The organism is Clostridium vitabionis (assembly GCF_015351765.1).
Lineage (GTDB): Bacteria > Bacillota > Clostridia > Lachnospirales > Lachnospiraceae > Clostridium_R > Clostridium_R vitabionis.
Window position 1 is genome coordinate 49,449 of the sequence record NZ_JADKQA010000006.1, and the last position, 24,858, is coordinate 74,306.

General features: G+C 59.2%; 24 protein-coding genes. 20 read left to right on the top strand and 4 right to left on the bottom strand.

Annotated features, from left to right (window positions below; all coding sequences use genetic code 11):
• Positions 1-212: 212 nt before the first annotated feature.
• On the top strand, positions 213-467 hold the full coding sequence (locus ISF27_RS11365; RefSeq protein WP_194611608.1) for a hypothetical protein: 255 nt from the start codon (positions 213-215) through the stop codon (positions 465-467).
• Between the two features lie 224 nt (positions 468-691).
• Here ISF27_RS11365 and ISF27_RS11370 read toward each other — a convergent pair whose 3' ends face one another.
• Complete coding sequence (locus ISF27_RS11370) at positions 692-2,239, bottom strand: Na+/H+ antiporter NhaC family protein (protein ID WP_194611609.1); 1,548 nt, start codon at positions 2,237-2,239, stop codon at positions 692-694.
• 227 nt (positions 2,240-2,466) lie between these two features.
• Here ISF27_RS11370 and ISF27_RS11375 point away from each other — a divergent pair, with 227 nt between their 5' ends.
• The 11 genes from ISF27_RS11375 to ISF27_RS11425 all read left to right on the top strand — a co-directional run bounded on the left by ISF27_RS11375 (position 2,467) and on the right by ISF27_RS11425 (position 13,649).
• Positions 2,467-2,622: a hypothetical protein gene (locus ISF27_RS11375; RefSeq protein ID WP_194611610.1), complete on the top strand. Its 156-nt coding sequence runs from the start codon at positions 2,467-2,469 to the stop codon at positions 2,620-2,622.
• 271 nt (positions 2,623-2,893) lie between these two features.
• Positions 2,894-3,895, top strand: coding sequence for an AAA family ATPase (locus tag ISF27_RS11380; RefSeq protein ID WP_194611611.1), 1,002 nt, complete (start codon positions 2,894-2,896; stop codon positions 3,893-3,895).
• A 62-nt stretch (positions 3,896-3,957) separates the two neighbouring features.
• Positions 3,958-4,851 (top strand): DUF58 domain-containing protein, encoded by an 894-nt coding sequence (locus tag ISF27_RS11385; protein WP_194611612.1) that lies wholly within the window; start codon positions 3,958-3,960, stop codon positions 4,849-4,851.
• Complete coding sequence (locus ISF27_RS11390; protein WP_194611613.1) at positions 4,848-5,360, top strand: hypothetical protein; 513 nt, start codon at positions 4,848-4,850, stop codon at positions 5,358-5,360. Before ISF27_RS11385 ends, ISF27_RS11390 begins: the two co-directional genes overlap by 4 nt.
• On the top strand, positions 5,309-6,424 hold the full coding sequence (locus ISF27_RS11395) for a vWA domain-containing protein (protein WP_194611614.1): 1,116 nt from the start codon (positions 5,309-5,311) through the stop codon (positions 6,422-6,424). The genes ISF27_RS11390 and ISF27_RS11395 overlap by 52 nt, the downstream gene beginning before the upstream one ends.
• Positions 6,421-7,395, top strand: a complete 975-nt coding sequence (locus tag ISF27_RS11400) for a vWA domain-containing protein (RefSeq protein WP_194611615.1) — start codon at positions 6,421-6,423, stop codon at positions 7,393-7,395. The genes ISF27_RS11395 and ISF27_RS11400 overlap by 4 nt, the downstream gene beginning before the upstream one ends.
• Entirely contained in the window at positions 7,377-8,225 is an 849-nt protein-coding gene (locus ISF27_RS11405) for a hypothetical protein (protein WP_194611616.1), read from the top strand. The genes ISF27_RS11400 and ISF27_RS11405 overlap by 19 nt, the downstream gene beginning before the upstream one ends.
• A 194-nt stretch (positions 8,226-8,419) precedes the next feature.
• A complete protein-coding gene (gene murC / locus ISF27_RS11410) occupies positions 8,420-9,802 on the top strand; it encodes a UDP-N-acetylmuramate--L-alanine ligase (protein ID WP_194611617.1) in 1,383 nt (460 codons plus the stop codon).
• A 265-nt stretch (positions 9,803-10,067) separates the two neighbouring features.
• A complete protein-coding gene (locus ISF27_RS11415) occupies positions 10,068-11,291 on the top strand; it encodes a DnaD domain protein (RefSeq protein ID WP_194611618.1) in 1,224 nt (407 codons plus the stop codon).
• Complete coding sequence (locus ISF27_RS11420; RefSeq protein WP_194611619.1) at positions 11,278-12,282, top strand: ATP-binding protein; 1,005 nt, start codon at positions 11,278-11,280, stop codon at positions 12,280-12,282. Before ISF27_RS11415 ends, ISF27_RS11420 begins: the two co-directional genes overlap by 14 nt.
• Positions 12,283-12,443: 161 nt before the next feature.
• Complete coding sequence (locus ISF27_RS11425) at positions 12,444-13,649, top strand: ribose-phosphate pyrophosphokinase (protein WP_235986365.1); 1,206 nt, start codon at positions 12,444-12,446, stop codon at positions 13,647-13,649.
• 237 nt (positions 13,650-13,886) lie between these two features.
• Here the strand turns inward: ISF27_RS11425 and ISF27_RS11430 are convergent, their stop codons facing one another.
• From ISF27_RS11430 to asnS, 3 genes are all read right to left on the bottom strand, one after another.
• Positions 13,887-15,806, bottom strand: coding sequence for an ATP-binding protein (locus ISF27_RS11430; protein WP_194611620.1), 1,920 nt, complete (start codon positions 15,804-15,806; stop codon positions 13,887-13,889).
• Entirely contained in the window at positions 15,806-16,852 is a 1,047-nt protein-coding gene (locus ISF27_RS11435; protein ID WP_194611621.1) for a metallophosphoesterase family protein, read from the bottom strand. Before ISF27_RS11435 ends, ISF27_RS11430 begins: the two co-directional genes overlap by 1 nt.
• Positions 16,853-16,943: 91 nt before the next feature.
• Complete coding sequence (gene asnS / locus ISF27_RS11440) at positions 16,944-18,335, bottom strand: asparagine--tRNA ligase (RefSeq protein ID WP_194611622.1); 1,392 nt, start codon at positions 18,333-18,335, stop codon at positions 16,944-16,946.
• A 496-nt stretch (positions 18,336-18,831) separates the two neighbouring features.
• Between asnS and ISF27_RS11445 the strand changes: the two genes are divergently transcribed.
• From ISF27_RS11445 to hpt, 8 genes are all read left to right on the top strand, one after another.
• Positions 18,832-20,106, top strand: coding sequence for a glucose-1-phosphate adenylyltransferase (locus ISF27_RS11445; protein ID WP_328701611.1), 1,275 nt, complete (start codon positions 18,832-18,834; stop codon positions 20,104-20,106).
• Positions 20,103-21,224 (top strand): glucose-1-phosphate adenylyltransferase subunit GlgD, encoded by a 1,122-nt coding sequence (glgD, locus tag ISF27_RS11450; RefSeq protein ID WP_194611623.1) that lies wholly within the window; start codon positions 20,103-20,105, stop codon positions 21,222-21,224. The genes ISF27_RS11445 and glgD overlap by 4 nt, the downstream gene beginning before the upstream one ends.
• A gap of 33 nt (positions 21,225-21,257) precedes the next feature.
• The gene (spoVG, locus tag ISF27_RS11455; protein WP_194611624.1) at positions 21,258-21,536 is read left to right on the top strand and encodes a septation regulator SpoVG; all 279 of its coding nucleotides are present in this window, start codon (positions 21,258-21,260) and stop codon (positions 21,534-21,536) included.
• A 303-nt stretch (positions 21,537-21,839) separates the two neighbouring features.
• Complete coding sequence (locus ISF27_RS11460; RefSeq protein WP_194611625.1) at positions 21,840-22,115, top strand: HU family DNA-binding protein; 276 nt, start codon at positions 21,840-21,842, stop codon at positions 22,113-22,115.
• 3 nt (positions 22,116-22,118) lie between these two features.
• Positions 22,119-22,358 carry an RNA-binding S4 domain-containing protein gene (locus tag ISF27_RS11465; RefSeq protein WP_194611626.1) on the top strand — a complete coding sequence of 80 codons (240 nt, stop codon included), beginning with the start codon at positions 22,119-22,121 and terminating at the stop codon, positions 22,356-22,358.
• A 135-nt stretch (positions 22,359-22,493) separates the two neighbouring features.
• Entirely contained in the window at positions 22,494-22,814 is a 321-nt protein-coding gene (locus ISF27_RS11470; RefSeq protein ID WP_235986367.1) for an FtsB family cell division protein, read from the top strand.
• A 63-nt stretch (positions 22,815-22,877) separates the two neighbouring features.
• The gene (tilS, locus tag ISF27_RS11475; protein WP_194611627.1) at positions 22,878-24,323 is read left to right on the top strand and encodes a tRNA lysidine(34) synthetase TilS; all 1,446 of its coding nucleotides are present in this window, start codon (positions 22,878-22,880) and stop codon (positions 24,321-24,323) included.
• Positions 24,307-24,831 (top strand): hypoxanthine phosphoribosyltransferase, encoded by a 525-nt coding sequence (gene hpt / locus ISF27_RS11480; protein WP_194611628.1) that lies wholly within the window; start codon positions 24,307-24,309, stop codon positions 24,829-24,831. The genes tilS and hpt overlap by 17 nt, the downstream gene beginning before the upstream one ends.
• Positions 24,832-24,858 lie beyond the last annotated feature (27 nt).

Here is a 24,858-nt window from a genome sequence, read left to right on the forward strand (position 1 = left end):
CAACGCCGGGAGCGCCGACAGATGCAACGCCGGGAGCGCCGACAGATGCAACGCCGGGAGCGCCGACAGAGACATCGACAGGAGCGCAGACAGAGCCATCGACGGAAACGTCCTCTGATCCCACGACTGCGACACCCATGACAGGTTCTTTTCATAACAGTCACGGCGGACATGACCACTCGCGTACAAGTAATTTCGGAGGGGCTAAGACGGTGTCCCAGGCGTACGATGAAGGTGTTGCCGTAGAGAGTAGTGGGGGTGTTGAGAATGTTGAGAGCGGCGCAGGTAATATAATTGAAAGACCTTTTTTGCCTAATAGTAATCCTCAGGGGAGTAAAACGTCTGCCCGCCGCAGGGTATTTACCGGAGATGATTCGCAGGTATGGCTGTATGCTTCAATCTGCGCGGTTTCCGCGGGGCTTCTAGTAGTGCTTGCTTTCCTAAGAAAAAAATATCAGAAAGAATAAAATGAGATTATCCACATATACCAGGCTGGACGCAAAGGGGCGTTTGCGGAAGAGATAACATGAAATAAGGCAATCTGAGAAGATAAAGCCTTCACCCGATCCTGAAATCCCGGATCGGGTGAAGGCTTTTGGCATTTTTTGTTCGCCGGCAGCGCTCTCCTGCCTGCCGGCTTATTCCTTTGGCATTTGCCGGGCGATTCGTCATTTCTTACATGCCCAGTAATTTACTTCGCCGCGGCGGCATTTCCCGCGGTCACCTTTTTGATCACCAGCAGCACAACAACCATCAGCAGGACGCTGAGCGGCAGGCAGAGGATCCAGCTGCGGATAAATCCGGTGAAGAGGTAGCAGACGAGCGACACAGCGGCGGCGGTCATCGCGTACGGCAGCTGGGTGGACACATGGAGGATGTGATCGCACTGGGCGCCGGCGGAGGCCATGATGGTGGTGTCGGAGATCGGTGAGCAGTGGTCGCCGCAGACGGCGCCGGCCATGCAGGCGGAGATGGAGATGATCATCAGCTCACTGGAGAGGTCTGCGTTGAACACGTTGACCACGATCGGGATCAGGATGCCGAAGGTTCCCCAGGAGGTTCCGGTCGCGAAGGACAGGAAGCAGCCGATCAGGAAGACAAATGCCGGGAGCAGGCTCATGAAAGCGTTGTTGTTCGCGACATTGGCCACCAGGTCGGCAACGTACTCGGCGGCGCCGAGGGAGTCGGTCATGGACTTTAAAGTCCAGGCGAAGGTCAGGATCAGGATAGCCGGAACCATGCTCTTGAAGCCCTCCGGGATGGAGTTCATGCAGTCCTTGAAGGAGAGCACGCCGGTCGCCAGGTAGAAGACGATCGTCGCGATCAGGGCGACGGAGGAGCCGTAGACGAGGCCGACGGAAGCGTCGGAGTTGGAAAATGCGTCCACGAAGTTTGCCCCGTCGAAGAAGCCGCCGGTATAGATCATGCCGATGACGCAGCAGAAGATCAGGATCAGGATCGGCAGGACCAGGTGGATGACGCGGCCCTTGCCGGAGACGGGCGGTGTCGGCTGGTCTTCCGCGCCGGTAAGGCTCGGGTCCGCGGCATGACTGCCCTGGGCGGGTGCCGGGTTCAGGCGGTTGTTCATTTCCGCCAGCTTCATCGGGCCATAGTCGAAGTTGGCGAAGGTCAGCGTCAGCATCATGGTGATGGTGAGCATCGCGTAGAAATTGTAAGGGATTGCGCGGATAAAGAGCGAGAGGCCATTTGCCCCCTCGACAAAACCGGTGACGGCCGCGGCCCACGAGGAGATCGGGGCGATGATGCAGACCGGGGCGGCTGTTGCGTCGATCAGGTAGGCAAGCTTCGCGCGGGAGATGCCGTGCTTGTCGGTCAGCGGCTTCATCACGGAGCCGACGGTCAGACAGTTGAAATAGTCGTCGATGAAGATCAGGCAGCCGAGGATGATGGTGGCGATCTGGGCGCCCATCTTCGTCTTCACATGCTCGACGGACCAGCGCCCGAACGCGGCGCTCCCGCCGGCGCGGTTCATCAGCATGACCATGCTTCCGAGGATGACCAGGAAGACCAGGATGCCGACGTTCCAGGAATCGGACAGCTGGGCGATCATGCCGTCCGTGAAGACGTGCTGGATGGTGCCGACCGGGTTAAAGCCGGCGTAGAGCAGTCCGCCGGCGACGATGCCGATGAACAGCGAGGAGTAGACCTCCTTGGTGATCAGTGCCAGCCCGATCGCGATGACCGGCGGGAGCAGAGACCAGATGGTATTGACAAACATAAACTCCCCCTTCCTGCCCGCCGGAGCCGGCAGGCAAACGCCGCAAAGTATACGGAATTGCGGCAAAATCAGATGATTTTAAGTATAATAAAAATACAATGTGTGTCAAGACAATTTGCGGAAACCCGGATTTGCATGATTTTTTGGAACTACACTTTTATCAGTGTCTGCTGTTATGGGTATAGTTTAAAAACAATGAGAAAGGAGTTCGGCATATGTGTCAGATTATGGAAAATATCGTCGCAGATAAGGTGCGCCAGATTGTATTGAGTTTAAATGCAAACCACGTGAGTATAGATATAATTGCAGAAAGTACAAAGCTTACAGAAGACCAGGTAAAGCAGATCATTGCAGATAGTAAAAAAGAGATGGCAGGAGTATAAGCTGCTCAATCACTGGTAAGTATTAAACACTAATTAAGGTAGGGTGCAGTTAATGCTGCACTCGTTATCATCATTCCAATCATCGTCGGCATCGCTTTTACGGGTATCTCTCCCGCCGGCTGGGACAGATGCCCGCAAATATGGTAAACTGAGTTCAGCCCGGCGCGCGTGGGAACAGGGAAGGCTTGGCGCGGGGGCAGCGGCAGCAGAGAATATGACCGGCGCAGTGCGCGGCACATAACGGAAAATTGTCTGGATTGAGGAGAACAGGATGGCAGACAGGGAGAGAAGGCCGGGGATTCCTTCGGAGGAATTTGCCCGGGCGCAGGATGTGATCCGAAAAATGGGAGAGTATTACAGCGCGAAGGTCGTGGGCCAGGCGGGGCTTAAGCGGTCGCTGATCGCGGCGGTGCTGGCGGACGGCCACATTCTGCTGGAATCGGTGCCGGGACTCGCCAAGACAACGGCGGCGAAGGCGGTCGCGGACGCGGTGGCGGGGAGATTTTCCAGGATCCAGTGTACGCCGGACCTTCTGCCGGGGGACATCATCGGCACGCAGATTTACCGGCAGGACACGGGGAAGTTCGAGACGATCTTCGGCCCGGTGTTCGCCAATTTCGTCCTTCTCGACGAGGTGAACCGGTCCAGCGCGAAGACCCAGAGTGCGATGCTGGAGGCGATGCAGGAGCGGCAGGTGACCATCGGCGGCCTGACCTACCGGATGCCGAAGGATGTCTTCATCGTCATCGCCACACAGAACCCGATCGAGCAGGAGGGAACCTATCCCCTTTCCGAGGCGCAGACGGATCGCTTTATGATTAAGGAAAAGATCGATTACCCGGCGCCGGAGGAGGAAGTGGAGATCCTGAACCGGATTGAGGCCGGGGCATTTACCCGGACGCCGCCGGTGCTCACGGTCGAGGACCTCGACCGGGCACAGGGGACCTGCGGGAAGGTGTACGCGGATGCCGCGGTGAAGCGCTACATCGCGATGCTGGTGGACGCGACGAGGCACACGGGGAGCATCCTCAAGCCGGCAAGTGCCGCCTACGTCCGCATGGGCGCGAGCCCGCGCGCGACGATCGCCTTCCTCAAGATGGCGAAGGCGGTCGCGCTCATGGCGGGGCGGGACTATGTGACGCCGGACGATGTGAAGGCGGTCCGGTATCCGGTTCTCCGCCATCGGATTGCCTTGAATTATGCCGCCGCGGCGGATGAGGTGCCGGTGGAGGCGATCATTGACGAGATCGCCGCGAAGGTGCCGACGCCGTGACCCGGTGGCGGAAAGCCGCGGCATGGCGGACAAAATATCGTGGCATGGCGGACGGAGGGAACATGAGGGAACAGATCCACTATGACTATCTTGCCCGGATCCGCGGGGCGGTGGCGATCTACACGGAGCGGAGGACCTCCAATATCCTGGACGGCGGCTTCCGTGCCATTTTCCGCGGCAAGAGCATGGAATTTGACGATCTCAAGGAGTACGTCCCCGGCGACGATATCCGCGACATCGACTGGCGGTCGTCCTCGCGTTCCGGGAAGGTGCTGATCCGCCGCTACGTGGCGGAACGGCGGCACAATCTGCTTTTTGTCTGCGGAACCGGCCCGGGGATGACCGGCGATACGGATGCCGGGGAGCGGAAAGCGCACCTGCTCCTGCAGGCCTTCGGCACGGTGGCGTACCTGGCGGACCGCCAGGGCGCGGATTTCGCCGCTGCCTGCTCGGATGCCCTGGGCACCCGCCTCGGGATGTTCCGCTCCGGTACGGCCGCGCTGGAGGAGGAGCTGCGGAAGCTCGAAAACCGGGTGGAGGAGAAGCCGAAGGAGACCATCGACCATGTGCTCCGGCGGGCGGTGGATCTCATCCAGCGCCGGATGGTCATTGTCCTGATCACGGACCTGGACGGCATAGCGCGCCTTGACGAGGCGCTGGTCCGCCGGGTGACGGTCCGGAACGACCTTCTGGTCTTCATCCTGACGGACGCCTGGTTCTACGGGGCGGATGTGTACGATGTGGACGGGGGCTGCTATGAGAATGACTTTATTCTCGGGAGCCGGAAGCTGCTTGCGGCGGAGAAGGCGGAGAGAAAGAAGATCCGGGACAAGGCGGAGCAGATCTTCCGGAAGTACGGTGTCGTCTCCGTCGAGGTCAGCCGGGAGAGCGAGATCATCGACCGGACGGTGGAACTCTTTGCCCGCGGGCGCGGGAGAAAGGCCGGGTTTTCATGACATTTACCGTGACGGCGGAGCCGTCTCTCCAGTATCTGCACCGCTTTCTCATTCCCGGGATTCTCGCGCTCCTTCTCGCGATCCTCTGCTTCCGGGCCTGGCGGCGCCTCCTTGGCCGCTATCCGGAGCTCCGGCTTAAGCGCGGGCCGGCGAAGCCCGCGGGCATCCCGGCGCTCCGCCGGAAGTACCTGGCGATGACCGATGATGCCGAGCGGCGGCTCGCCTCCGGGGAAATGAATGTGCGGGACGCTTACCGGCGGATGAGCTATATCGCCCGGGCATTTGTCTACGAGGGAACCGGCATCCATGTGCGGGAGCTCACGCTCTCGGAGATTGAGAAGCTCGGGCTTCCCGAGCTGGAATATCTGGTGCGGGCCTGCTATCCCCCGGAATTTTCGCCCAGGACGCCGGAAAATGCGGCCCGGGGGTTTGCGCTGACAAGAAAGGTGATTCGTACATGGAATTTCAATACCCGTCCGTCGCGAAGATCGGGATCCCGGCGGCGTTAGCCGTCATCGGCCTGCTTCTTTTGATCTCGTGGCGCCGAGGGAGGAGCAGCCCCTACCGGGGCGGTGTCCGCGCCGCGGGTGCTGGCCGGATCCGGAATCTCCCGGTTTACCGGAACCTCCGCCTTGGCGCGCGAATCCTGTGGGCGGTGCGTCTTCTTTCCCTCACGGCGGCGATTCTCACGGCGGTATTTCTCGCGGCGCGACCGTCGAAAAATGTCACGACGAGGACAGGGGTTAAGAAGCGGGACATTTTCCTCTGCCTCGATGCCTCCCGGTCGATCTGTGAGCAGAATTACGAGCTGGTGGACCGGCTCGAGGACATTGTCCGCGGGCTTGACGGCGACCGCATCGGCGTCTCCATCTTCAACACCTCGACGGTCCTCTATGTGCCGATGACGGACGACTATGATTTTGCCATTGAGAAGCTGGAGGAATTAAAGGTGCTATTTGGCCTGCAGAAGGAATATGAGGAAAAATTCGGACAGTATGAATATTATTCCCAGATTCCGGATGAGGAGATGGAGGAGTTTACATCCCTGGATGCGCAGATCGGGTACTATGAGGCCGGCATCCTGGTGGATAATGCGGAGAAGGGAAGCTCGCTGATCGGCGAGGGCCTCGCTACCTGCCTCTACAGCTTCCCCCGCTACGACCGGGAGCAGCGCACCCGCATGATCCTGCTCTCAACGGACAATGACGAGCAGGCGCTCGAGACGCCGGCGGTGGAGCTGCCGGAGGCGGCAAATTACTGCAGGAAAGGCGGCGTCACGGTCTTCGGCCTCTTCCCGGGGGAGAGCCGCTTTGACTACGGGGCGGCAAATCGGAGCTACGAGGAGGACAGGCAGGAGATGCAGAAGGCGGTGGAGGAGACCGGCGGCGCGTTCTACGTGGCGGACGAGAATCTCCCGATCGGGGAGATCCTTGGCCAGATCGAGAAGCATGAGGCGATGGCGGTGCGGATGATTTCCACGAGCCGCATGGTGGACCAGCCGGAGGTTCCGGTGATCGCGCTCACCATCTCGCTCCTTGTGACCTTCGGAACAGGACTGGTGTTGAAACGATGATAAGACAGCCGATCATTCCCATGGGCGTGATGATTCTGCTCATTCTGGCCATCCTGGTCCCTCTCTGGGCCGGGATGGCGGCAAAACCCGGCCTCCGGCGGCATTTTCCCCACGCAGCGTTGGTGACGGCCATTCTTGCCTGCCTTTTTCTCGTCAATTCCCGCCCGATGACGGAGGAGAAGAAGGCGAATGTGGAAGCGAAAAATGTGGACGTCCTCTTTGTCCTCGACGATACGATGAGCATGTATGCGGAGGACTATACCGGCGGGAAGCCGCGGATGGCCGGCGCGCGGGCAGCCTGCGGGAAGATCATGCAGGATCTGGACGGGGCAAATTTCGCCGTGATCAAGTTCAATAACATTTCCCAGGTCATGGCGCCGTTCACCCAGGATGTGGATTCGGTCACGGACGCCCTGGATGCCATCGAGTCCCCGTCCAGCAGCTACGCCAGGGGGACTTCGCTGAATACGCCCCACGACGACATGAAGAAGCTGCTGGAATCCTCGGCGAAGAAGCCGGGGCGGATGCAGGTCGTATTCTACCTGAGCGACGGGGAGATCACGGACGGGTCAGGGCTCGCGGATTTCCGTGACCTTTCGGGGCTCACGGACGGCGGCGCGGTGCTCGGCTTCGGGAGTGCGGATGGCGCCGAGGTGCCGGAGGCGGATGGCGGCTATGTCTGGGACTATGAGGGCGGCGGCTATGCTGTCTCGAAGCTCGATGAGGCGACGCTCAGGAAGCTCGCCGCGGAGCTCGGCGTGGACTATATCCATGCGGAAAATGCGGACGCTGCCGGTTATGTGGACCAGGAGGTGCTCCGGACCGCGGAGACGACGGTGGAGAACTCGGACAAGGTGGTGGTCTACAATGACCGTTACTATATTTACCTCCGGCCGATGCTGGGCCTTATGGCAGCGGAACTGTTTCTCGTGATTTTTGGAGATCGTTTTCTATGGCGAAAAAGAAGATGAAGAAGAACGCCCGCTTCGGCGACGGCCTGCTGGCTGCGTTCTACCCGGCGTTCGCCGTGGTCTGCCTGATCCTTGCGGCCGGGATTCTCGGAAAATTCGGGATCAACCGCCTGTTCATCCTGTCCGGCGGGAGAAGCGCCGTGTCACGGGCGGCGGAGCGCCTGATTACCGTGCCCGCGGAGCCGGAGGGCTATATTCCCTGGTATAACCTGGGCAATGCCGCTGCCGCGCGGGGGGATCTCGCCTCCGCGGAGCAGGATTACGCGAAAGCCCTGGAGTATGGCCCGGCGGACGGCCGGGAGTGCCCGATCCGGATCAATTATGCCCTCGCGGTGCTCGGCGAGGTGTCCGATGAGGATTATGAGGCGGCGCTTGAGGGGGACGCGGAGAAGAAAGCCTCGGCCGTCCAGCATCTCAGGAATGCCCGCGGGATCCTGACGGAGCAGGGCTGTGCCGGCGCTTCCGATGATTCGGGGCATAACGCGAAGGCGGAGCAGCTGAAAAAGGAGATCGACGAGTATCTGAAAAAGCTTGGGGAAGACCCGGGGCAGGATCAGGACAAGGAGAGCGCCGGGGAGAACCAGGATCAGCAGCAGGGCGCTTCCGGGGACGGGAGCGAGCCGTCTTCCTCTGGGAATGACCGGAAGTCCGGCCGGGAGCAGCGGCTCCAGGAGCAGCTGAACCGGCAGAAGAGCGATGCCCGCCGCGAGCGCGAGGACGCGCAGGAGCAGTACCGTTCCTGGGGGCAGGCGCCGACGGAGAGCGGCGGCGCGGATGACCGCGGGGACGGCGGCGGAGGGAGCGGCAATTACACCGGAAGGCAGTGGTAGCGGCTGCCGGCGCCTTCGGCGGGGCAGGCGCAAACCATCTGCTGCGGAGCGAAGGCGCCCCGCCCTGCGCCTTCGGCGGGGCGTTGCCGCGCCCCGCGGCAAGTGCTATAATCACGGCGGAAATAAAGTCCGGAAATACTGGTTTTCCGCGGGGCTCTTTTCTGCCCCCGCGGATGGAAGACGGGAGATCGATGATGGAATATAAAATTGACTTTTCTAAGCCCTGTACGGTTTACTTTATCGGGATCGGCGGCATCAGCATGAGCGGCCTCGCCGAGATTCTGCTGGATGAGGGATTCCGCGTGCTGGGATCTGATGCCCGCAAATCGCCGCTGACCGTGCATCTGGAGGATCACGGCGCGGCGATCCACTACGGGCAGAGGGCGGAAAATATCACGGACGGCATCGACGCGGTGATCTATACGGCGGCGATTCATCCGGACAATCCGGAGTTTGCGGCGGCAAAGAGCCGGGGGATCCCGATGCTGACGCGCGCCGAGCTTCTCGGGCAGATCATGTCCCACTATGCGTACTCGATTGCGGTCGCCGGGACGCACGGCAAGACGACGACGACTTCCATGATCACGGAGGTCTTCCTCCGCGCGAAGACGGATCCGACGGTATCGGTCGGCGGCATGCTGGATTCGATCGGCGGCAACATCCGCGTCGGCGGGCCGAAGTACTTTATCCTGGAGGCCTGTGAGTACACGAACAGCTTCCTGTCCTTCTATCCGACCCTGGCGGTGATCCTGAACGTGCAGGCGGATCATCTGGATTTCTTCAAGGATCTCGACGATATCCGCCATTCCTTCCACCGCTTTGCGGGAAATGTCCCCGCGGGCGGCACGGTGGTGATCAACAGCGGGATCGACCGCTGGCAGGAGATCGTCGAGGGCATTCCGGCGGATGTCGTGACCTTCGGATTTGACCGGGGCGCGGACTACTCCGCGGACGGCATTTCCTATGATGAGTTCGGCCGCCCGTCCTTCGACCTCATTGTCCGCGGGGAGAAGCGGGAGCGGATAAAGCTCGGCATCCCGGGCGAGCACAATGTGCTGAACGCCCTGGCGGCCATTGCGGCCTGTGATCACTATCACCTGCCCGCCGAGGCGATTCTCGGCGGCCTGGAGAGCTTCACCGGGACGCACCGCCGCTTCGAGAAGAAGGGCCAGGTGAACGGCGTCACGATCATCGACGATTACGCGCACCATCCGCAGGAGATCACGGCGACGCTCAAGGCGGCCGCGCATTATCCGCACCGGAAGATCTGGTGCATTTTCCAGCCGCACACCTACTCCCGGACGAAGGCGTTTCTGGACGATTTCGCTGAGGCGCTCTCACTGGCAGACAGCGTCATCCTCGCGGATATCTTCGCGGCCCGGGAGACGAACACCTACGGCGTCAGCTCGCAGGATATTGTGGACAGGCTGAAGAAAAAGGGCACGGAGGCGATCTTCCTGCCCACATTCCCGGAGATCGAGAATTACGTCCGTGAACACTGCGTCCCCGGGGATCTGTTGATAACTATGGGCGCCGGAGACGTTGTAAAAGTTGGGGAAGACCTGCTGAAACAGTAATTATCCACATTATCCACAGGGTTATGAACATTTTCCGCGAAATGACCCTGTGGATTTATTTTGCGTTTATCCACAGTTATCCACACAAAATGTGGATAACTGTTTCTTTTTCGTGGATAACTGTTCGGTTTCCATTTCCCCGGGCGTGTGCTAAAATGAATCGCAGACGCGGGCGGCAGAGCGGAGCTGCCCGGCTGCCTGCGGGGAAGCGCCCGCATGAGCGGGCGGCCTGCAAGCCCGGAAGATACAGAACAGGGGGATTTCCATGGAGATTTCCAATCAGCTGACTGCGGAAGTGACGGTTCTCTCGAACCGTTTTATTGATGAATACATGAGGGACGCCAACGGCGAGTACGTCAAGGTGTACCTCTATTTTGTGCGCCATGAGGGCGAGGTCGTGACGATCGCCCAGGCGGCGCTGGCGCTCGACAGCACGGAAACGGATGTCCGCCGCGCCGTGGAGTACTGGCGGAAGGCCGGCGTCTTCGGGAGCAGCCGGCCGGGTGAGGAGACGCGCGGGGAGGCCGCGGCGGCGGGCGCCCGCGGGGATGTCGTAACGGCGGATGCCCGCGGGGCGGAAGCCGCAGAGCGGAAACCGGGCTGGAGGTCTCCGGCAGGCGCGGAAGTTCGCGGGGAAGCACGCACGGCGGCGGTGAATGCTCGCGGAACGGAAGCGCCGGCCGGAGCGCAGGATGCGCCGGCAGGGGCAATTTCCGGTGGGGCAGACGCATTTGCCGGCAGGGAAGCGCCGAAGGGCATCTCGAGCGGCGTTACGGTGGATATGGACGCCCTGTCGCGGGACGACAGCTTCCGCCAGCTCCTCTACATTGCCGAGCAGTACATGGGGAAGCTGTTCAGCGAGCGGGATACCGAGGTGCTGGGCAATCTCTACCAGAATCTGGGCATGCCGGAGGAGCTTCTGGAGTTTTTGATGGAGTACTGCGCCCAGAACGGGCACAGGAGCCTCCGCTACGCGGAGAAGGTGGCGCTCAGCTGGGTGTCCGGCGGCATCCGCACGGTGGAGCAGGCGAAGGCGGCATCCGGCAATTATGTCCGCCGGACGTACCTGGTGATGAAATCGATGGGCCTCTCCTCGCGGAACCCGGCGCCGGTCGAGCAGACGGCGATCAGCCGGTGGTTCGAGGAGTACGGATTTTCCGAGGAGATTGTCGCCGCGGCCTGCAACCGGACGATCGAGCGCATCCACAAGCCGAGCTTCCAGTACGCGGAGGGGATCCTCAAGGGCTGGAAGGAGGCCGGCGTCCGCTCGATGAAGGATGTCGAGGCGGACGACCGGAGGCGGGCGGCTTCGGAGAAGCGGACGGGAGGTTCGCGCACAGCCGGCCGTGCCGGCGGCCGCCCGGCGACCCGGTTCAGCAATTTCGAGGGCCACGGCTATGATTATGACCGGATGATGTGGGAAATGGTGAATTCCGGCGAGGCAGGCCGGGGCGGCGGAAAGGCGGGAGGTGCCGATGGGGCTGAGTAACGCGCAGTATGAGGCGATCCGCAGGGTCTATACCCAGAGACAGCTGGATGAGGAGAATGCCCTCCGGGCCCGCACCGCGGAGGTGTATGAGAAAATCCCGGAGATCCGGGAAATCAGTGACACGATCAGCCGCACGGCGGTGGCGTCCGCGAAGCGCCTGATTGCCGGCGATCCCGGCCCGGCGGCCGGCCTTGGCGGGCGGATCGCGGAGCTCCGGGAGAAAAAACGCAGCCTCCTGGCCGCGCACGGCTATCCGGAGGACTATCTGGAGCCGCGGTATATCTGCCCGGACTGCCGGGATACGGGCTATGTGAACGGGGAAAAATGCCACTGTTTCCGGGAGAAGGAGATTTCGCTCCTCTACGACCAGTCCAATCTCCGGGAAATGCTGAAGGTCCAGAATTTCGACAATTTTGACCTCTCGCTCTTTGATGACACGGCGCCGGATCCGCGGACGGGCAGGACGGTCCGCCAGTATATGCGGGATGTGGAAAAAATGTGCCGTGTCTATGTGGCCGGTTTCCCGAAGGAGCACGGAAGCCTGCTTTTTACCGGCAAGACCGGGCTCGGCAAGACGTACCTGTCCTGCTGCATTGCCCGGGAGCTGCTTGACCAGTGCTTCAGCGTCATTTATCTGCCGGCTGCGCAGATGTTTGACATTTTCTCCCGGGAGAAGTTCGGCAGCCAGGACGGCGAGGATCCGGCGCTCGCCCGGAGCCGGTCGGAATTTCTCCGGGAATGTGACCTTCTGATCATCGACGACCTGGGAACCGAGCTGGTCAATACCTTTACCGTGACCCAGCTTTTTGCCGTGATCAACGGGCGGCTGGTGAACCGGAAGGGCACGATCATTTCCACAAATCTCAGCACCAACGAGATGCGGGATGAGTTCACGGACCGCATCATGTCCCGGATCATCAGCGGCTACCGCATGATCCCGCTCTACGGTGATGATGTGCGGATCCGGAGGAAGATGCGGGCGCTGCGGTAAATGGGGTGAACATACCCGCCGAAGGTGTTGACGCCGGGATTTTCCTATGCTACGCTTGTGGCACAAATGCAGAGAAAAGGGCAGTTCAAGCCAAGTTCCTGATGGGTTTCGCGCAGAACCGGGAGCGGCTGCCCTGAGATAACCGGAATCCGGAGGACAATATGGCAGAAGCAATGGAACAGGACATGAGAGACAAGAAGATCGAGAAGATCCCGGTGGGGCCGCTGGGGCTGATTCCGCTCGTGGGATGCACGGAGCTCGGAAGCCGGGTCAATGACTGGCTGGTGCAGTGGAGAAAAGAGCGCGAGAGCGAACATAAATCCACGATCGCATTTGCCGGCTACCAGAAGGATTCCTTCATTATTCAGGCGGATACGCCGCGCTTCGGCTCCGGTGAGGGCAAGGGCGAGCTGAAGGAATCGGTCCGTGGCGATGACCTCTATCTTATGGTTGATGTCTGCAATTACAGCGTGACCTACCGTGTCGCCGGAAATGTCAATCACATGTCGCCCGACGACCATTTCCAGAATCTCAAGAGAATCATTGCTGCTGCCAACGGCAAGGCCCGCCGTCTGAATGTCATCATGCCGTTCCTCTATGAGGGCCGCCAGCACAAGAGATCCGGGCGTGAGTCCCTGGACTGCGCCATGGCTCTCCAGGAGCTTGTGGATATGGGCGTGGAAAATATCATCACCTTTGATGCCCATGACCCGAGAGTGCAGAATGCCATCCCGCTCAAGGGATTCGAGACCGTACAGCCGATTTACCAGTTTATCAAGCATCTGCTGCTGCATGAGAAGGGACTGCAGATTGATTCCGATCATATGATGGTGATCAGCCCGGACGAGGGCGGAATGAAGCGCGCGGTGTTCTTCGCCAATGTTCTCGGCCTGGATCTGGGGATGTTCTACAAGCGCCGCGATTACACGCAGGTCGTCGACGGCAGAAATCCCATCGTTGCGCATGAGTTCCTGGGCGCCAGCGTCGAGGGCAAGGATGTCGTGATCATCGACGATATGATTTCCTCCGGGGAGAGCATGCTGGATGTGGCGAAGGAGCTGAAACGGCGTAAGGCGAGAAAGGTCTTCTGCTGTGCCACCTTCGGCCTCTTTACCGCCGGTATGAACAAGTTTGACGAGTATTATCAGAACGGGTTCATCGACCGGGTCCTGACCACGAACCTGATTTACCAGAAGCCGGAGCTCCTGACGAAGCCGTATTATATCAATGTGGATATGAGCAAATACATCGCGCTCATCATCGACAACCTGAACCATGATGATTCCCTGAGCGGCCTTCTGAGCCCGACGGAGAGAATCAACCGGATCCTGACGCGCTACCGCGCCGGAGAGCTGGACAATCAATAATCTGTGCGCCGGTGCAGCTTCGCCTGTACCGGCGATTTTCTGTGCATGAGGATGATTTGCTCTGCATAAGCAAATTTGCTAAGTTCGAACTGCGTTTACGCTTGTTCTCACTAAGCAAATTCGCATAGCTCGCACTAAACTCGGACTGCGCTTTCGCTTGTCCTCGTTAAGTGCTCTGCATAATAAAAAGAAGCACACGCCGAAACGTGTGCTTCTTTGGGAAGATCAAGTCTCCGCTTACGACAGCGCGATGTTGTGACAGCGTGTTCCGCTCTGCTCCAAGGAGTCGAGCTCATCGGTCCGGCAGGTGAAAATCAGCACCTGCCGCCCGTCATTGTCCGGCCCGGCAAGCCAGGTGAGGGCGCTCTGGAGGCGCCGTCGGTCGTAAAGGACAAAGCTCTCGTCGAAAATGAGAGGGAGAACCGTCCCTTCAGCCGGGATGATTTTCGCCGCCGCAATACGGAGGGCAAACCAGATCTGCTCGGCAGTGCCGCCGCTGGTCTGCTCGATCGGGACAAATCTCCCCCGTCGGTTCAGGGTGATCGTCATCGCATTGTCCACATCCAGGCTTTCGTAGGCACCGCCCGTCAGGACGCGGATGATCTTCGAGGCAGTCTGGTTGAGGTAATAGCCGAAGGAGGACTTCATGGATGAGGCAAGCTCCCGCATGGTATCCATGGCGAGATCGAGTGCCTCCATGTCTTCACGGACACGGCGGTTGCTGTCCACAAGAGCGCGGAGCTCACCCGCACGGTCCCGGAGGTCTTCCAGCTCCCGGATTTTCCGTTCCGCCGCCCAGCGGAGATTCCATTCTTCCTCCTGCGCAGGTGCATTCTTTTCCGCTGCGCTTTCTGCGCCTTCTCCTTCCTTCACTTTAAGAAGTTCCAGTTCCTCCAGCCTTCCGCAGAGCACAAGGTACTTGTCCATCCGCTCGTCGAAGGCTGTGATCGCTCTGCCGCTGACTTCCTCCGCGCCGAGATGCTTCGCGAAGATCTTTCGGAGCTCCTGCTCCTTCTCCTTTGCCGCCCGGGTCTCCCGGTTTCCGGAAATCAGGTAATAGATGGCCAGGATCAGGAAGAATCCGGCGAAGACCATGAACACCCCTGTCCGGATGAAAGCGCCTGCCGCGGCGCTCACAGCCGCGAGCATCAGGAAAATGGCAGCGAGCTTCGGGTTCCGTCCGGCCTTGCCGCTTTCGTTCAGGTCTTTCCAGCTCTGATAGAGGGTATCTGTCTCCGAACGGGCTTTTTCTACGGAGGCGCGGCCGGTAAAGCCCTCTTTTTCGAGCGCTTCACGCGAGCGGGCGATGTAGCTGTCCATGATCTCCCGGCTGTGTGCCTCCGGGGCGGCCGCGTTCCCGGCGGCCGCGCTGCCCGAAGCCTGCCGGACGGCGGCCGCGTTCCCGGCGGCCGCACTGCCCGAAGCCTGCCGGACGGCGGCTGCGTCCCCGGCGGCCGCACTGCCCGCAGCACCAGACCCGGTGGCCTCGGCTGTACCAGCCGGCTGCCCGCCGGCGCCGGCTGGGCTTCGGAGCTCCTGCTCCAGCTTCCGGATCCGCGAAATGACGGAGGTGTATTCCTTCGATGCCTCCGGGTAGAGGCGCGCCTCCAGCAGCGACTTCTGCCGCTCGAGGTGTTCCAGGGCTTCCTTCACGTCCAGGGAAATGTCGCCGCTCGTGTTCATGTTGCGGATATAGCGGGAGAGCTCCTCGTGCATCCCCTCGCTGTCCCTGCTTTTCAGCTGGCCGACGCTGACGGTGCTGCAAAAGGCGGCCTCCGAGACACCGCCGAGCAGGCTGTGGAGCTTTTCCTCCGGATCCCGCTCCGCCCGCTCCTCCGTCTCATTGTAGAGGAGAAAATCATTTTTCGGCTTGTAGAAGGACCGCTCGATCCGGTAAATGCATTTTCCGTCAGTCAGGCGGAGCTTCCCTCCGTAAACCTCCGGGTGCACCCAGGGGGTGCAGCGCGCCATCAGGTCGTGCTCAGCCTCGACGCCGCGCGCGCGGGTGAAGCCGTAGAGCATCGCCCGGATGAAGGTGTGGATCGTGGATTTCCCGGCTTCATTGGTGCCGTAGATGACGTTGATGCCCTCCGCGAGGGAGAGGTCAAAGTTATGAAATTTTCCAAAACCGTCAATATGGAGATCGAGAAAATGCATCAGGGCTGCCTCCTCTCACCGGCTGTCAGGAGCAGGGCGCGGACGCCTGCGTAGAGCGCTTTCTTCTGCACGGGGCTCATGCCGGGCCTGCGCATTTTCCGGATATAGAAGCCGATCATGTCCGAGGGGTGCTCGGCGAGAAGGCTGCCGAAGTCATACTGCGGCTCGGAGAGATCCTGCACGTCCAGGATGTGGCAGCGCAGCTCCAGGGATTCAAAGGAAAATGTCTCATCCGGGTGCCGTCCGCCCTGAATCCGGATGCGGTAGATGTTGTTCCCGCCGTGGGCGCGGATGCTCGCGCTGATGGTCCGGAGGAGCTCCGCCGCCGTGGTGTCCGGCGTGACCGTGAAGGAGAGCTCAAGGTAGGACGCCCTAGCGGTCGGGAGGAAGGACAGGGAGACCCTGCCGTTCGCGGCGATCTCCCCCGCCAGGATGCCGTGCTCGCCGGGATCATCCGCGGACAGGGGTTCCGGGGAGCCGGCGATCCCCGCCCGGTTTCCCGGGAAAATGCGGTGGCTGTGGCATCCGCCGAGCGCCGCATAGGTTACGGAGGCGGGAACCGGTGTATCTGCCGGCAGCTGCCCGACGAAAAGGTGGAGGTTGCCGTCCTCCGGCATATCCGGGATCCCCGGCACATTCCCCGGTGCCGTGTCCCCGGTCCAGGAAAATCCGGCGACGGTCACGCCGAGGTCACGAAAGGTGACGGCCGTCGAGGTTTTTTCGGAGAGCAGGGTCACGTTCGGCGCGAAGGAAAAGGAGAGGGCTGTGCTGCTCGGCATCAGCCGGTCGTGGTCCCCGGCGGTCAGGATGATCCGGGTATCCGGCGCCGTGAGGAAGAGGCGGTTGACCTCCCGGAGATCCGCGGCGCTCGGCTGGCCCTGGAAGAGATTGCCGGCGACAAGGAGGAGGTCGGCATGTTCCTCCCGCGCTTTTTCGAGAATCCCGGCAAAGGCGGTGCGGATATCGGCCGCGCGCTCGCGGCTCCAGGATTTCCCAGCTTCCGGCCGGGCGCCCCAGAAGATATCGCCGGTCTGCAAAAATTTCATTGAGAGGCTCCTTTCCGTGAGAAAGCAGGAAAAAGGCGGTTCCGCTGCCCCTTCTCAGGGACGCGGGACCGCCGCAATGGTTTCTTTTCGATCACCCGTCGCAGCTGTTGACCGTTCTCGGGAACGGGATGACGTCGCGGATGTTGCCGATGCCGGTCAGGTACATGACGCAGCGCTCAAATCCGAGGCCGAAGCCGGAGTGGCGCACGGTGCCGTACTTTCTGAGGTCGAGGTACTGGGTGTAGGAATCCATGTTCATGTGGAGTTCCTCCATCCGGGCTTTCAGCTTCCCGAAATCTTCCTCTCTCTGGCTGCCGCCGATGATCTCGCCGATGCCCGGAACAAGGCAGTCGACCGCGGCGACGGTCTTGCCGTCAGGATTGAGCTTCATGTAGAAGGCCTTGATCTCCTTCGGATAGTCGGTGACGAAGACCGGTTTCTGGAAAATCTTCTCGGTCAGGTAGCGCTCGTGCTCGGTCTGCAGGTCGCAGCCCCAGTATACCTTGTAGTCGAACTCATCATTGTGAGGGGTCAGCAGCTCGATCGCCCGGGTGTAGGTGCAGCGGGCAAATTCGGAACTGGCCACATGGTTCAGGCGGTCCAGAAGCCCCTTGTCGACGAAGCTGTTGAAGAAATTCATCTCCTCGGGCGCATTTTCCAGGACGTAATTGATGACGTACTTGAGCATCGCCTCGGCGATCTCCATGTCGCCTTCGAGGTCGCAGAAGGCCATCTCCGGCTCGATCATCCAGAATTCCGCGGCATGGCGGGTGGTGTTGGAGTTCTCGGCGCGGAAGGTCGGCCCGAAGGTGTAAATATTCCGGAAGGCGGTGGCGTACATCTCGCCGTTCAGCTGCCCGCTGACGGTGAGGTTCGTCTTCTTATTAAAGAAATCCTTCTCGTAATCGATGCTGCCGTCCGGATTCTTCGGGACATCGGCGAGATCCAGCGTGGTGACCTGGAACATTTCCCCGGCGCCCTCAGCGTCCGAAGCCGTGATCAGCGGCGTGTGGACGTACACGAAGCCATTTTCCTGGAAGAAGCGGTGGATGGCGTAGGCAGCCAGCGAGCGCACACGGAATACGGCCTGGAAGGTGTTGGTTCTCGGGCGCAGGTGCGGAATGGTCCGGAGATACTCGAGGCTGTGGCGCTTCTTCTGCAGCGGGTAGTCCGGCGCGGACGGGCCTTCGATCTCCACGGTGTCCGCCTGGATCTCGAAGGGCTGCTTGGCCTCCGGGGTAGCGACGAGCGTGCCGCAGACGATGATGGCGGCGCCGACGTTCAGGTGGGAAATGTCCGCGAAGTTGGCCATGCTGTCATGGTAGACAACCTGGATCGTCTCGAAGAAGGAGCCGTCGGCGACCACGATGAAGCCGAAAGCCTTCGAGGCGCGGACGCTGCGCACCCAGCCGCCGATGCTGACTTTCTGATTGAGATATTTTTCACGATTTTTGAAGATTTCTCTGACCGTAACCAAATTCATAATGCCATCCTCTGTCTTTTGCTGAGTTTCATGATTTTATGCGCTCTACGATTATATCACATTATTCCGCCGGGTGGTATGAATCTTTGCGCGGATATTGTCCTGCGGCGGCGGACCTGCGTACCGGCGGGGAGGAATCTTTGCGCGGGAGATTGCCCCGCGGCGGCGGACCGGCGCGCCGGCGGGGATGTTTCCTGGAAAAATATACACATGCCCGCCGGCCTGTGCCGGAATCCTGGCCCATTGTCGGGATTAACGGAAAAGAACCGTCAGAATAGTCAATAGATTTGCCTGGAGTGCTATACAAAATTGGCATATTATACATAAATACCGTTAAACTGGGGGAAAAAGCCGGAAATGCTGATAATTTTTTATGGGATATTCAGGAAAGGTATGATATAATGAAGTCACATCAAGGCACTCTGTTCAGAGGGAGCAAACGGGGCGGAAAACGTTCCGCACAGAGGCGCCACAATGAAACAGAAGGGGTGATTTTGTGATTAAGAAGGAAATGATTGCCATGCTTCTGGCTGGCGGTCAGGGCAGCCGTCTGGGCGTACTGACCCAGAAGGTCGCAAAGCCCGCGGTATCATTCGGCGGAAAATACCGGATCATCGATTTCCCGCTGAGCAACTGCATCAATTCAGGTGTGGATACAGTTGGTGTTCTTACGCAGTATCAGCCGCTGCGCCTCAACTCTCACATCGGGATCGGGATTCCGTGGGATCTGGACCGCAATGTTGGCGGTGTCACGGTTCTCCCTCCGTATGAGCGGAGCAAGGGAAGCGACTGGTATTCCGGGACGGCCAATGCCATTTACCAGAACCTGGAGTACATGGAGTCCTATAATCCCGAGTACGTGCTGATTCTTTCCGGCGATCATATCTATAAGATGGATTACGAGATTATGCTCGAATACCATAAGGCCAATAATGCCGATGTGACGATCGCGGTCATGCAGGTTCCCTGGGAGGAGGCCAGCCGGTTCGGGATCATGGTTGCCGACGAGAACAACCGGATCACCGAGTTTGAGGAGAAACCGGAGCACCCGAAGAGCAACCTGGCATCGATGGGAATCTATATCTTCAGCTGGAAGGCTCTCAAGGAGGCGCTGATCCAGCTGGCGGATGTGCCGGGATGCGATTTCGGCAAACATGTGATCCCGTACTGCCATGACAAGGGGGAGAGAATTTTCGCCTATGAGTTCAGCGGCTACTGGAAGGATGTCGGCACCCTGGAGTCCTACTGGCAGGCGAATATGGAGCTGATCGACATTATCCCGGAGTTCAATCTCTATGAGGAATACTGGAAGATCTATACCAAGAGCGATATCATCCCGCCGCAGTATGTGTCTGACCAGGCGAAGATCGAGAAGAGCATTATCGGCGATGGCTGCGAGATCTGCGGCGACGTGGAAGGCTCTGTCATCGGATCCGGCGTCACGATCGGAGCCGGTGCGGTGGTCAAGGACTCCATTATTATGAAGGGGTCGGTGATCGCTCCGGGAGCAGTGATCGACAAGGCCATCATTGCGGAGGACGTCACGGTCGGCGAGAACACGCATATCGGCGTCGGTGAGTACGCGGAGAGCACATTTGACAAGAGAGTTTATCATGCGGATCTTGCCGTCATCGGAGAGAAGTCCGTGGTTCCGGCAAATGTCCGTGTCGGGCGCAACACAGCGATCTCGGGAGTAACTGAGGAAGCAGATTATCCGGACGGGCAGTTGGAGAGCGGCGGTTCGATCATAAAGGCAGGTGAGGCACGATGAGAGCGATTGGTATCATTCTTGCCGGCGGCAACAGCAAGCGCATGAAGGAGCTTTCCCAGAAGCGCGCCATCGCTGCCATGCCTATGGCCGGCAGTTACAGAAGCATTGATTTTGCGCTCAGCAATATGAGCAACTCCCATATTCAGAGCGTTGCGGTCCTGATCCAGTATAATTCCCGTTCCCTGCATGAACATCTCAGCTCCTCGAAGTGGTGGGATTTCGGCAGAAAACAGGGCGGCATGTTTGTCTTCACCCCGACGATCACCGCGGAGAGCAATGACTGGTATCGCGGCACCGCCGATGCCCTCTATCAGAACCTGGACTTCCTGAAAAGAAGCCATGAGCCCTATGTAGTCATCGCCAGCGGCGATTGTGTCTACAAGATGGACTACAACAAGATTCTGGAGTATCACATTGAGAAAAAGGCAGATATCACGATCGTCTGCAAGGATATGGGGCCGGAGGAGGATGTTACCCGCTACGGCCTTGTGAAAGTCAACGAGAACGGCAGGATCATCGACTTCGAGGAGAAGCCGATGGTCGCCTCCTCGCATACGATCTCCTGCGGCATCTATGTTATTCGAAGACGTCAGTTGATTGAACTGATCGAGCGCTGCGCCGCGGAGGACAGATATGACTTTGTCACAGATATTCTGGTGCGCTACAAGAACCTGAAGAGGATCTACGCTTACAAGCTCGACACTTACTGGAGCAACATCGCGTCGGTGGAGGATTATTACCGGACCAATATGGATTTCCTGAAGCCGGAGGTACGGCAGTATTTCTTCCGGGACTATCCGGAGATCTATACCAAGGTTGAAGATCTTCCGCCCGCAAAGTATAACCCGGGTGCCGCCGTCAAGAACAGCCTGGTTTCCAGCGGCTGCATCATCAACGGCGTTGTCGAGAATTCGGTATTGTTCCGGAAAGTTTATATCGGCAATAACTGTGTGATCCGCAATTCCATTATCCTGAATGATGTCTACATCGGGGATAATACGGTGATTGAGAATTGCATTGTGGAAAGCCGGGATACAATCCGCGCCAATACGTCCCACATCGGTAAGCCGGATGATCTCAAGATCGTTATCGAGAAGAACGAGAGATTCACTCTTTAAGGCTCTCACGAGATTTAGAAAAGAGGGACGATTATGCAGATAACAGATGTTCGCGTTCGGAAAGTAGATAAAGAAGGAAAGATGCGAGCAATTGTTTCCGTGACCTTCGACAACGAGTTTGTGGTTCATGACATCAAGGTAATCGAGGGGGAGAAAGGGTTATTCATCGCGATGCCCAGCCGCAAGGCGGCAGACGGTGAGTACCGGGACATTGCTCACCCGATTAACTCGGAAACGCGGGAGATGATTCAGAGAGTTATCCTTGCCAAGTACGAGGCCACGCTTCTCGAGGAGAGCAGCGGGGAAATGTGAGAGGATAAAGAAGTGAAGGCAGGACCCGGTGGATGACGCCGGGTCCTGCCTTATCCACAAAAAATGGGTGGATATATTTAGAAAATAGTATAGTAATACTAAAATATTCAAGATAAAACAAGAAATATGCCCAAATAATTCGCGCATATCCGAAGAGTGTGTGACGAATCCGTTAAAAACCTTGACAAACCCAGGCGCAGTAGATATAAATAAATGGAAGCAGAACGCGGAAGTGTTGAAAGAATAAGCTTTTCAGGGTTTTGCGGATCATCATAATCACGTTTGAGCAGGAGGATTTCGAAGATGAATAAAGCTGATTTTGTTGCAGCTGTTGCGGAGAAGGCTGACCTTACCAAGAAGGACGCCGAGAAGGCCGTCAAGGCATTTACCGATACCGTTTCTGAGGAGCTCGCAAAGGGCGGTAAGATCCAGCTCGTCGGCTTCGGTACCTTCGAGGTTGCGGAGAGAGCTGCCAGAGAGGGAAGAAACCCGAGAACCGGGGAGACGATGCCGATCGCGGCTTCCAAGACCCCGAAGTTCAAGCCGGGCAAGGCCCTCAAGGATATGATCAACGAGTAATCCATGAGACTGGATAAATATTTAAAGGTTTCGAGGCTGATCCGCCGGAGAACGGTGGCGAATGAAGCCTGCGACGCCGGAAGAGTGCTGGTGAACGACAAGCCGGCGCGGGCGTCCCTCGCCGTGAAAGCCGGCGATGTGATCGAGATCCAGTTTGGCACAAAATCGGTAAAAGTGGAGGTGCTGGATGTCTCCGAGACGGTCCGGAAGGACGATGCGAAGGAGATGTACCGTTACCTCTGAAAAGATTCCCCGCGGCAGTTTCGCGGGGAATTTCCCGTTTCCGGGCGGCGGGATACTTGCATTGCCCGGCGTTATCCCGTATCATGGGAGGTAAGGAACCGGCGGGACGCGCAGGACCGGAAGGAGATGAGGCACATGCGGAACAGGAAGATGAAGGGCAGGAAGCAAGTCGGCCTGAACAACAGGATGCCGCTTGTGAGCATCACTCTGGTGGTCATCAGCCTTGCCGTCGCGGTAAACGTGAAGAGCGCCGCGCTCCGGGATAAGGAGAGGCAGCTGAGTGCCCAGGAAGCGTCCCTGCAGCAGCAGCTCTCCGAGGAGGAGCAGAGGAATTCACAGCTCCAGGAGCAGAGCGTGTATGTACAGACCAAGGAATACATTGAGAAGATCGCGAAGGAGAAGCTCGGCCTGGTCAACAAGGGCGAGGTGATTCTCAAGCCTTCCGAGAAGAAATGACGGTTGATCTCCGGTGCTGCTGAGGCATCGGAGAATTTTTTGTCCGCGCGGAAAGGAGGACATATGGATCCGCTCGAGAGCCGGGTGCTTCACACCATCCGGGAATACAAGATGATTACCCCCGGCGATACCGTGATCGCCGGGTTTTCCGGCGGGCCGGATTCGGCGGCGCTGCTCACGATCCTGGAAGGGTTCAGGGGAACCCTGGATTTTCGCCTTCGGGCAGTGCATATTAACCATGGCCTCCGCGGGGAGGAGGCGGAGCGGGACGCGGCATTTGCCGAAGCATTCTGCCGGGAGAGGGGGATCCCCTTTGCCCGGCATGATGCGGAGGTCCGGGAGGCGGCGCGAAGGGACGGCCTGTCGGTGGAGGAGGCCGGAAGAAGAGAGCGCTACCGGATTTTCCGGGAGGAAGCGGCGGGGGAAGGGCACGCCCGCATTGCGGTGGCCCACCACGCGGACGACTGCGCGGAGACGATCCTGATGAATCTCTTCCGGGGCACCGGACTTGCCGGCCTCGCCGGGATTCCGCCGGTGCGGGGGCGGGTCATCCGGCCGCTGATTGCGGTCACGAGAAAGGAGATCCTGGACTATCTCGCGGCGGGGAAGATCCCGTACGTTGTCGATTCCACCAATCGGGACACGGCATTCACGAGAAACTATGTGCGCCATGTGCTCCTGCCGGGGGCGGCGGAGCACGTTAATGCCGGCGCGGCGAGGCATACCGTGGGCGCGGGGGAAAAGATCCGGGAGGCGGACCGGTATTTCCGGAATCTTGCGGAAGCCTGGTGCCGGGAGCACGCGGAGGGCGGAGAGGGAGAGATCCGGGCGGATGCCGGGGCTTATGCCGGAGCCGAGCGGATTGTCCGGGAATACATTCTCCGGGCGCTGCTCGCCCGCGCGGGCTGTCCGGCAAAGGATATCACCGCGGCGCATATTGCCGCGGCGGATGATATCGCCCTCGGCCATGCCGGCCGGTCGGCGGACCTGCCCTACGGGTTTCGCATCGTCCGGGAGTACGGGGCGATGGTGATCCGGGGCGCGGGAGCCGGGTTTGCTCCGGCCGCCTGGCCAGAGGAGGACATCCGGCAGGGGATTCTGCGCGCGGCGGAGGTAGAAGCAGGCCCGGCTTCGAAAACCGCGGCCCAGCCGTGCGCGGGGAAGGTGCGCATGCGCGTATTCCCCCGCAAAGATTGCGTGAATTTTCCGGAGGGGCAGTGTACGAAATGGTTCGATTATGATAAAATATTACACAATCTTTCCGTGAGATTCCGGCAGCCGGGAGATTATCTCATGATACGGAACGGAAAAAAGACCCTGCACCGCTTTATGATCGACGAACATATCCCGGCGGCGAGGCGCGGCAAGATTCCCGTCGTCGCGGACGGGAGCCACATCCTCTGGATTGTGGGATACAGAATCAGCGAGTATTATAAGGTGTCCGGGAGCACGCGGCGGATCCTGGAGATCAGCTTCGAGGGAGGTACGGGAAATGGCGGACAGGATTAAGGTCCTTCTTACCGAGGAGGAAGTCGATAAAAGGATCTGTGAGATCGCGGATGAGGTGAATAAGGATTACGGCATGAAGCCGTTACATCTGATCTGCATTCTGAAGGGCGGCGTGTTCTTCACCTGCGAGCTGGCCAAACACCTGAAAATGCCGGTGACGATGGATTTTATGGCTGTCTCCAGCTATGGTGCCGGCACCGTCTCCAGCGGTGTTGTCCGGATCATCAAGGATCTGGATGAGCCGATCGATGGGAAGGACGTGCTGATCGTTGAGGACATTATCGATACCGGGCGCACGCTTGCCTACCTGATCGAGGTGCTCAAGGGCCGCCATCCGAAGAGCATCCATCTCTGCACGCTGCTCAACAAGCCGGAGCGCCGCGTGAAAAAGCAGGTTCATGTCGATTATACCTGCTTCGAGATTCCCGACCAGTTTGTGGTCGGCTTCGGCCTGGATTATGACCAGAAGTACCGGAATCTGCCCTACATCGGCGTGGTTGAAGTCTAATATTGGAAAGGACGCAGGGAGAATAAC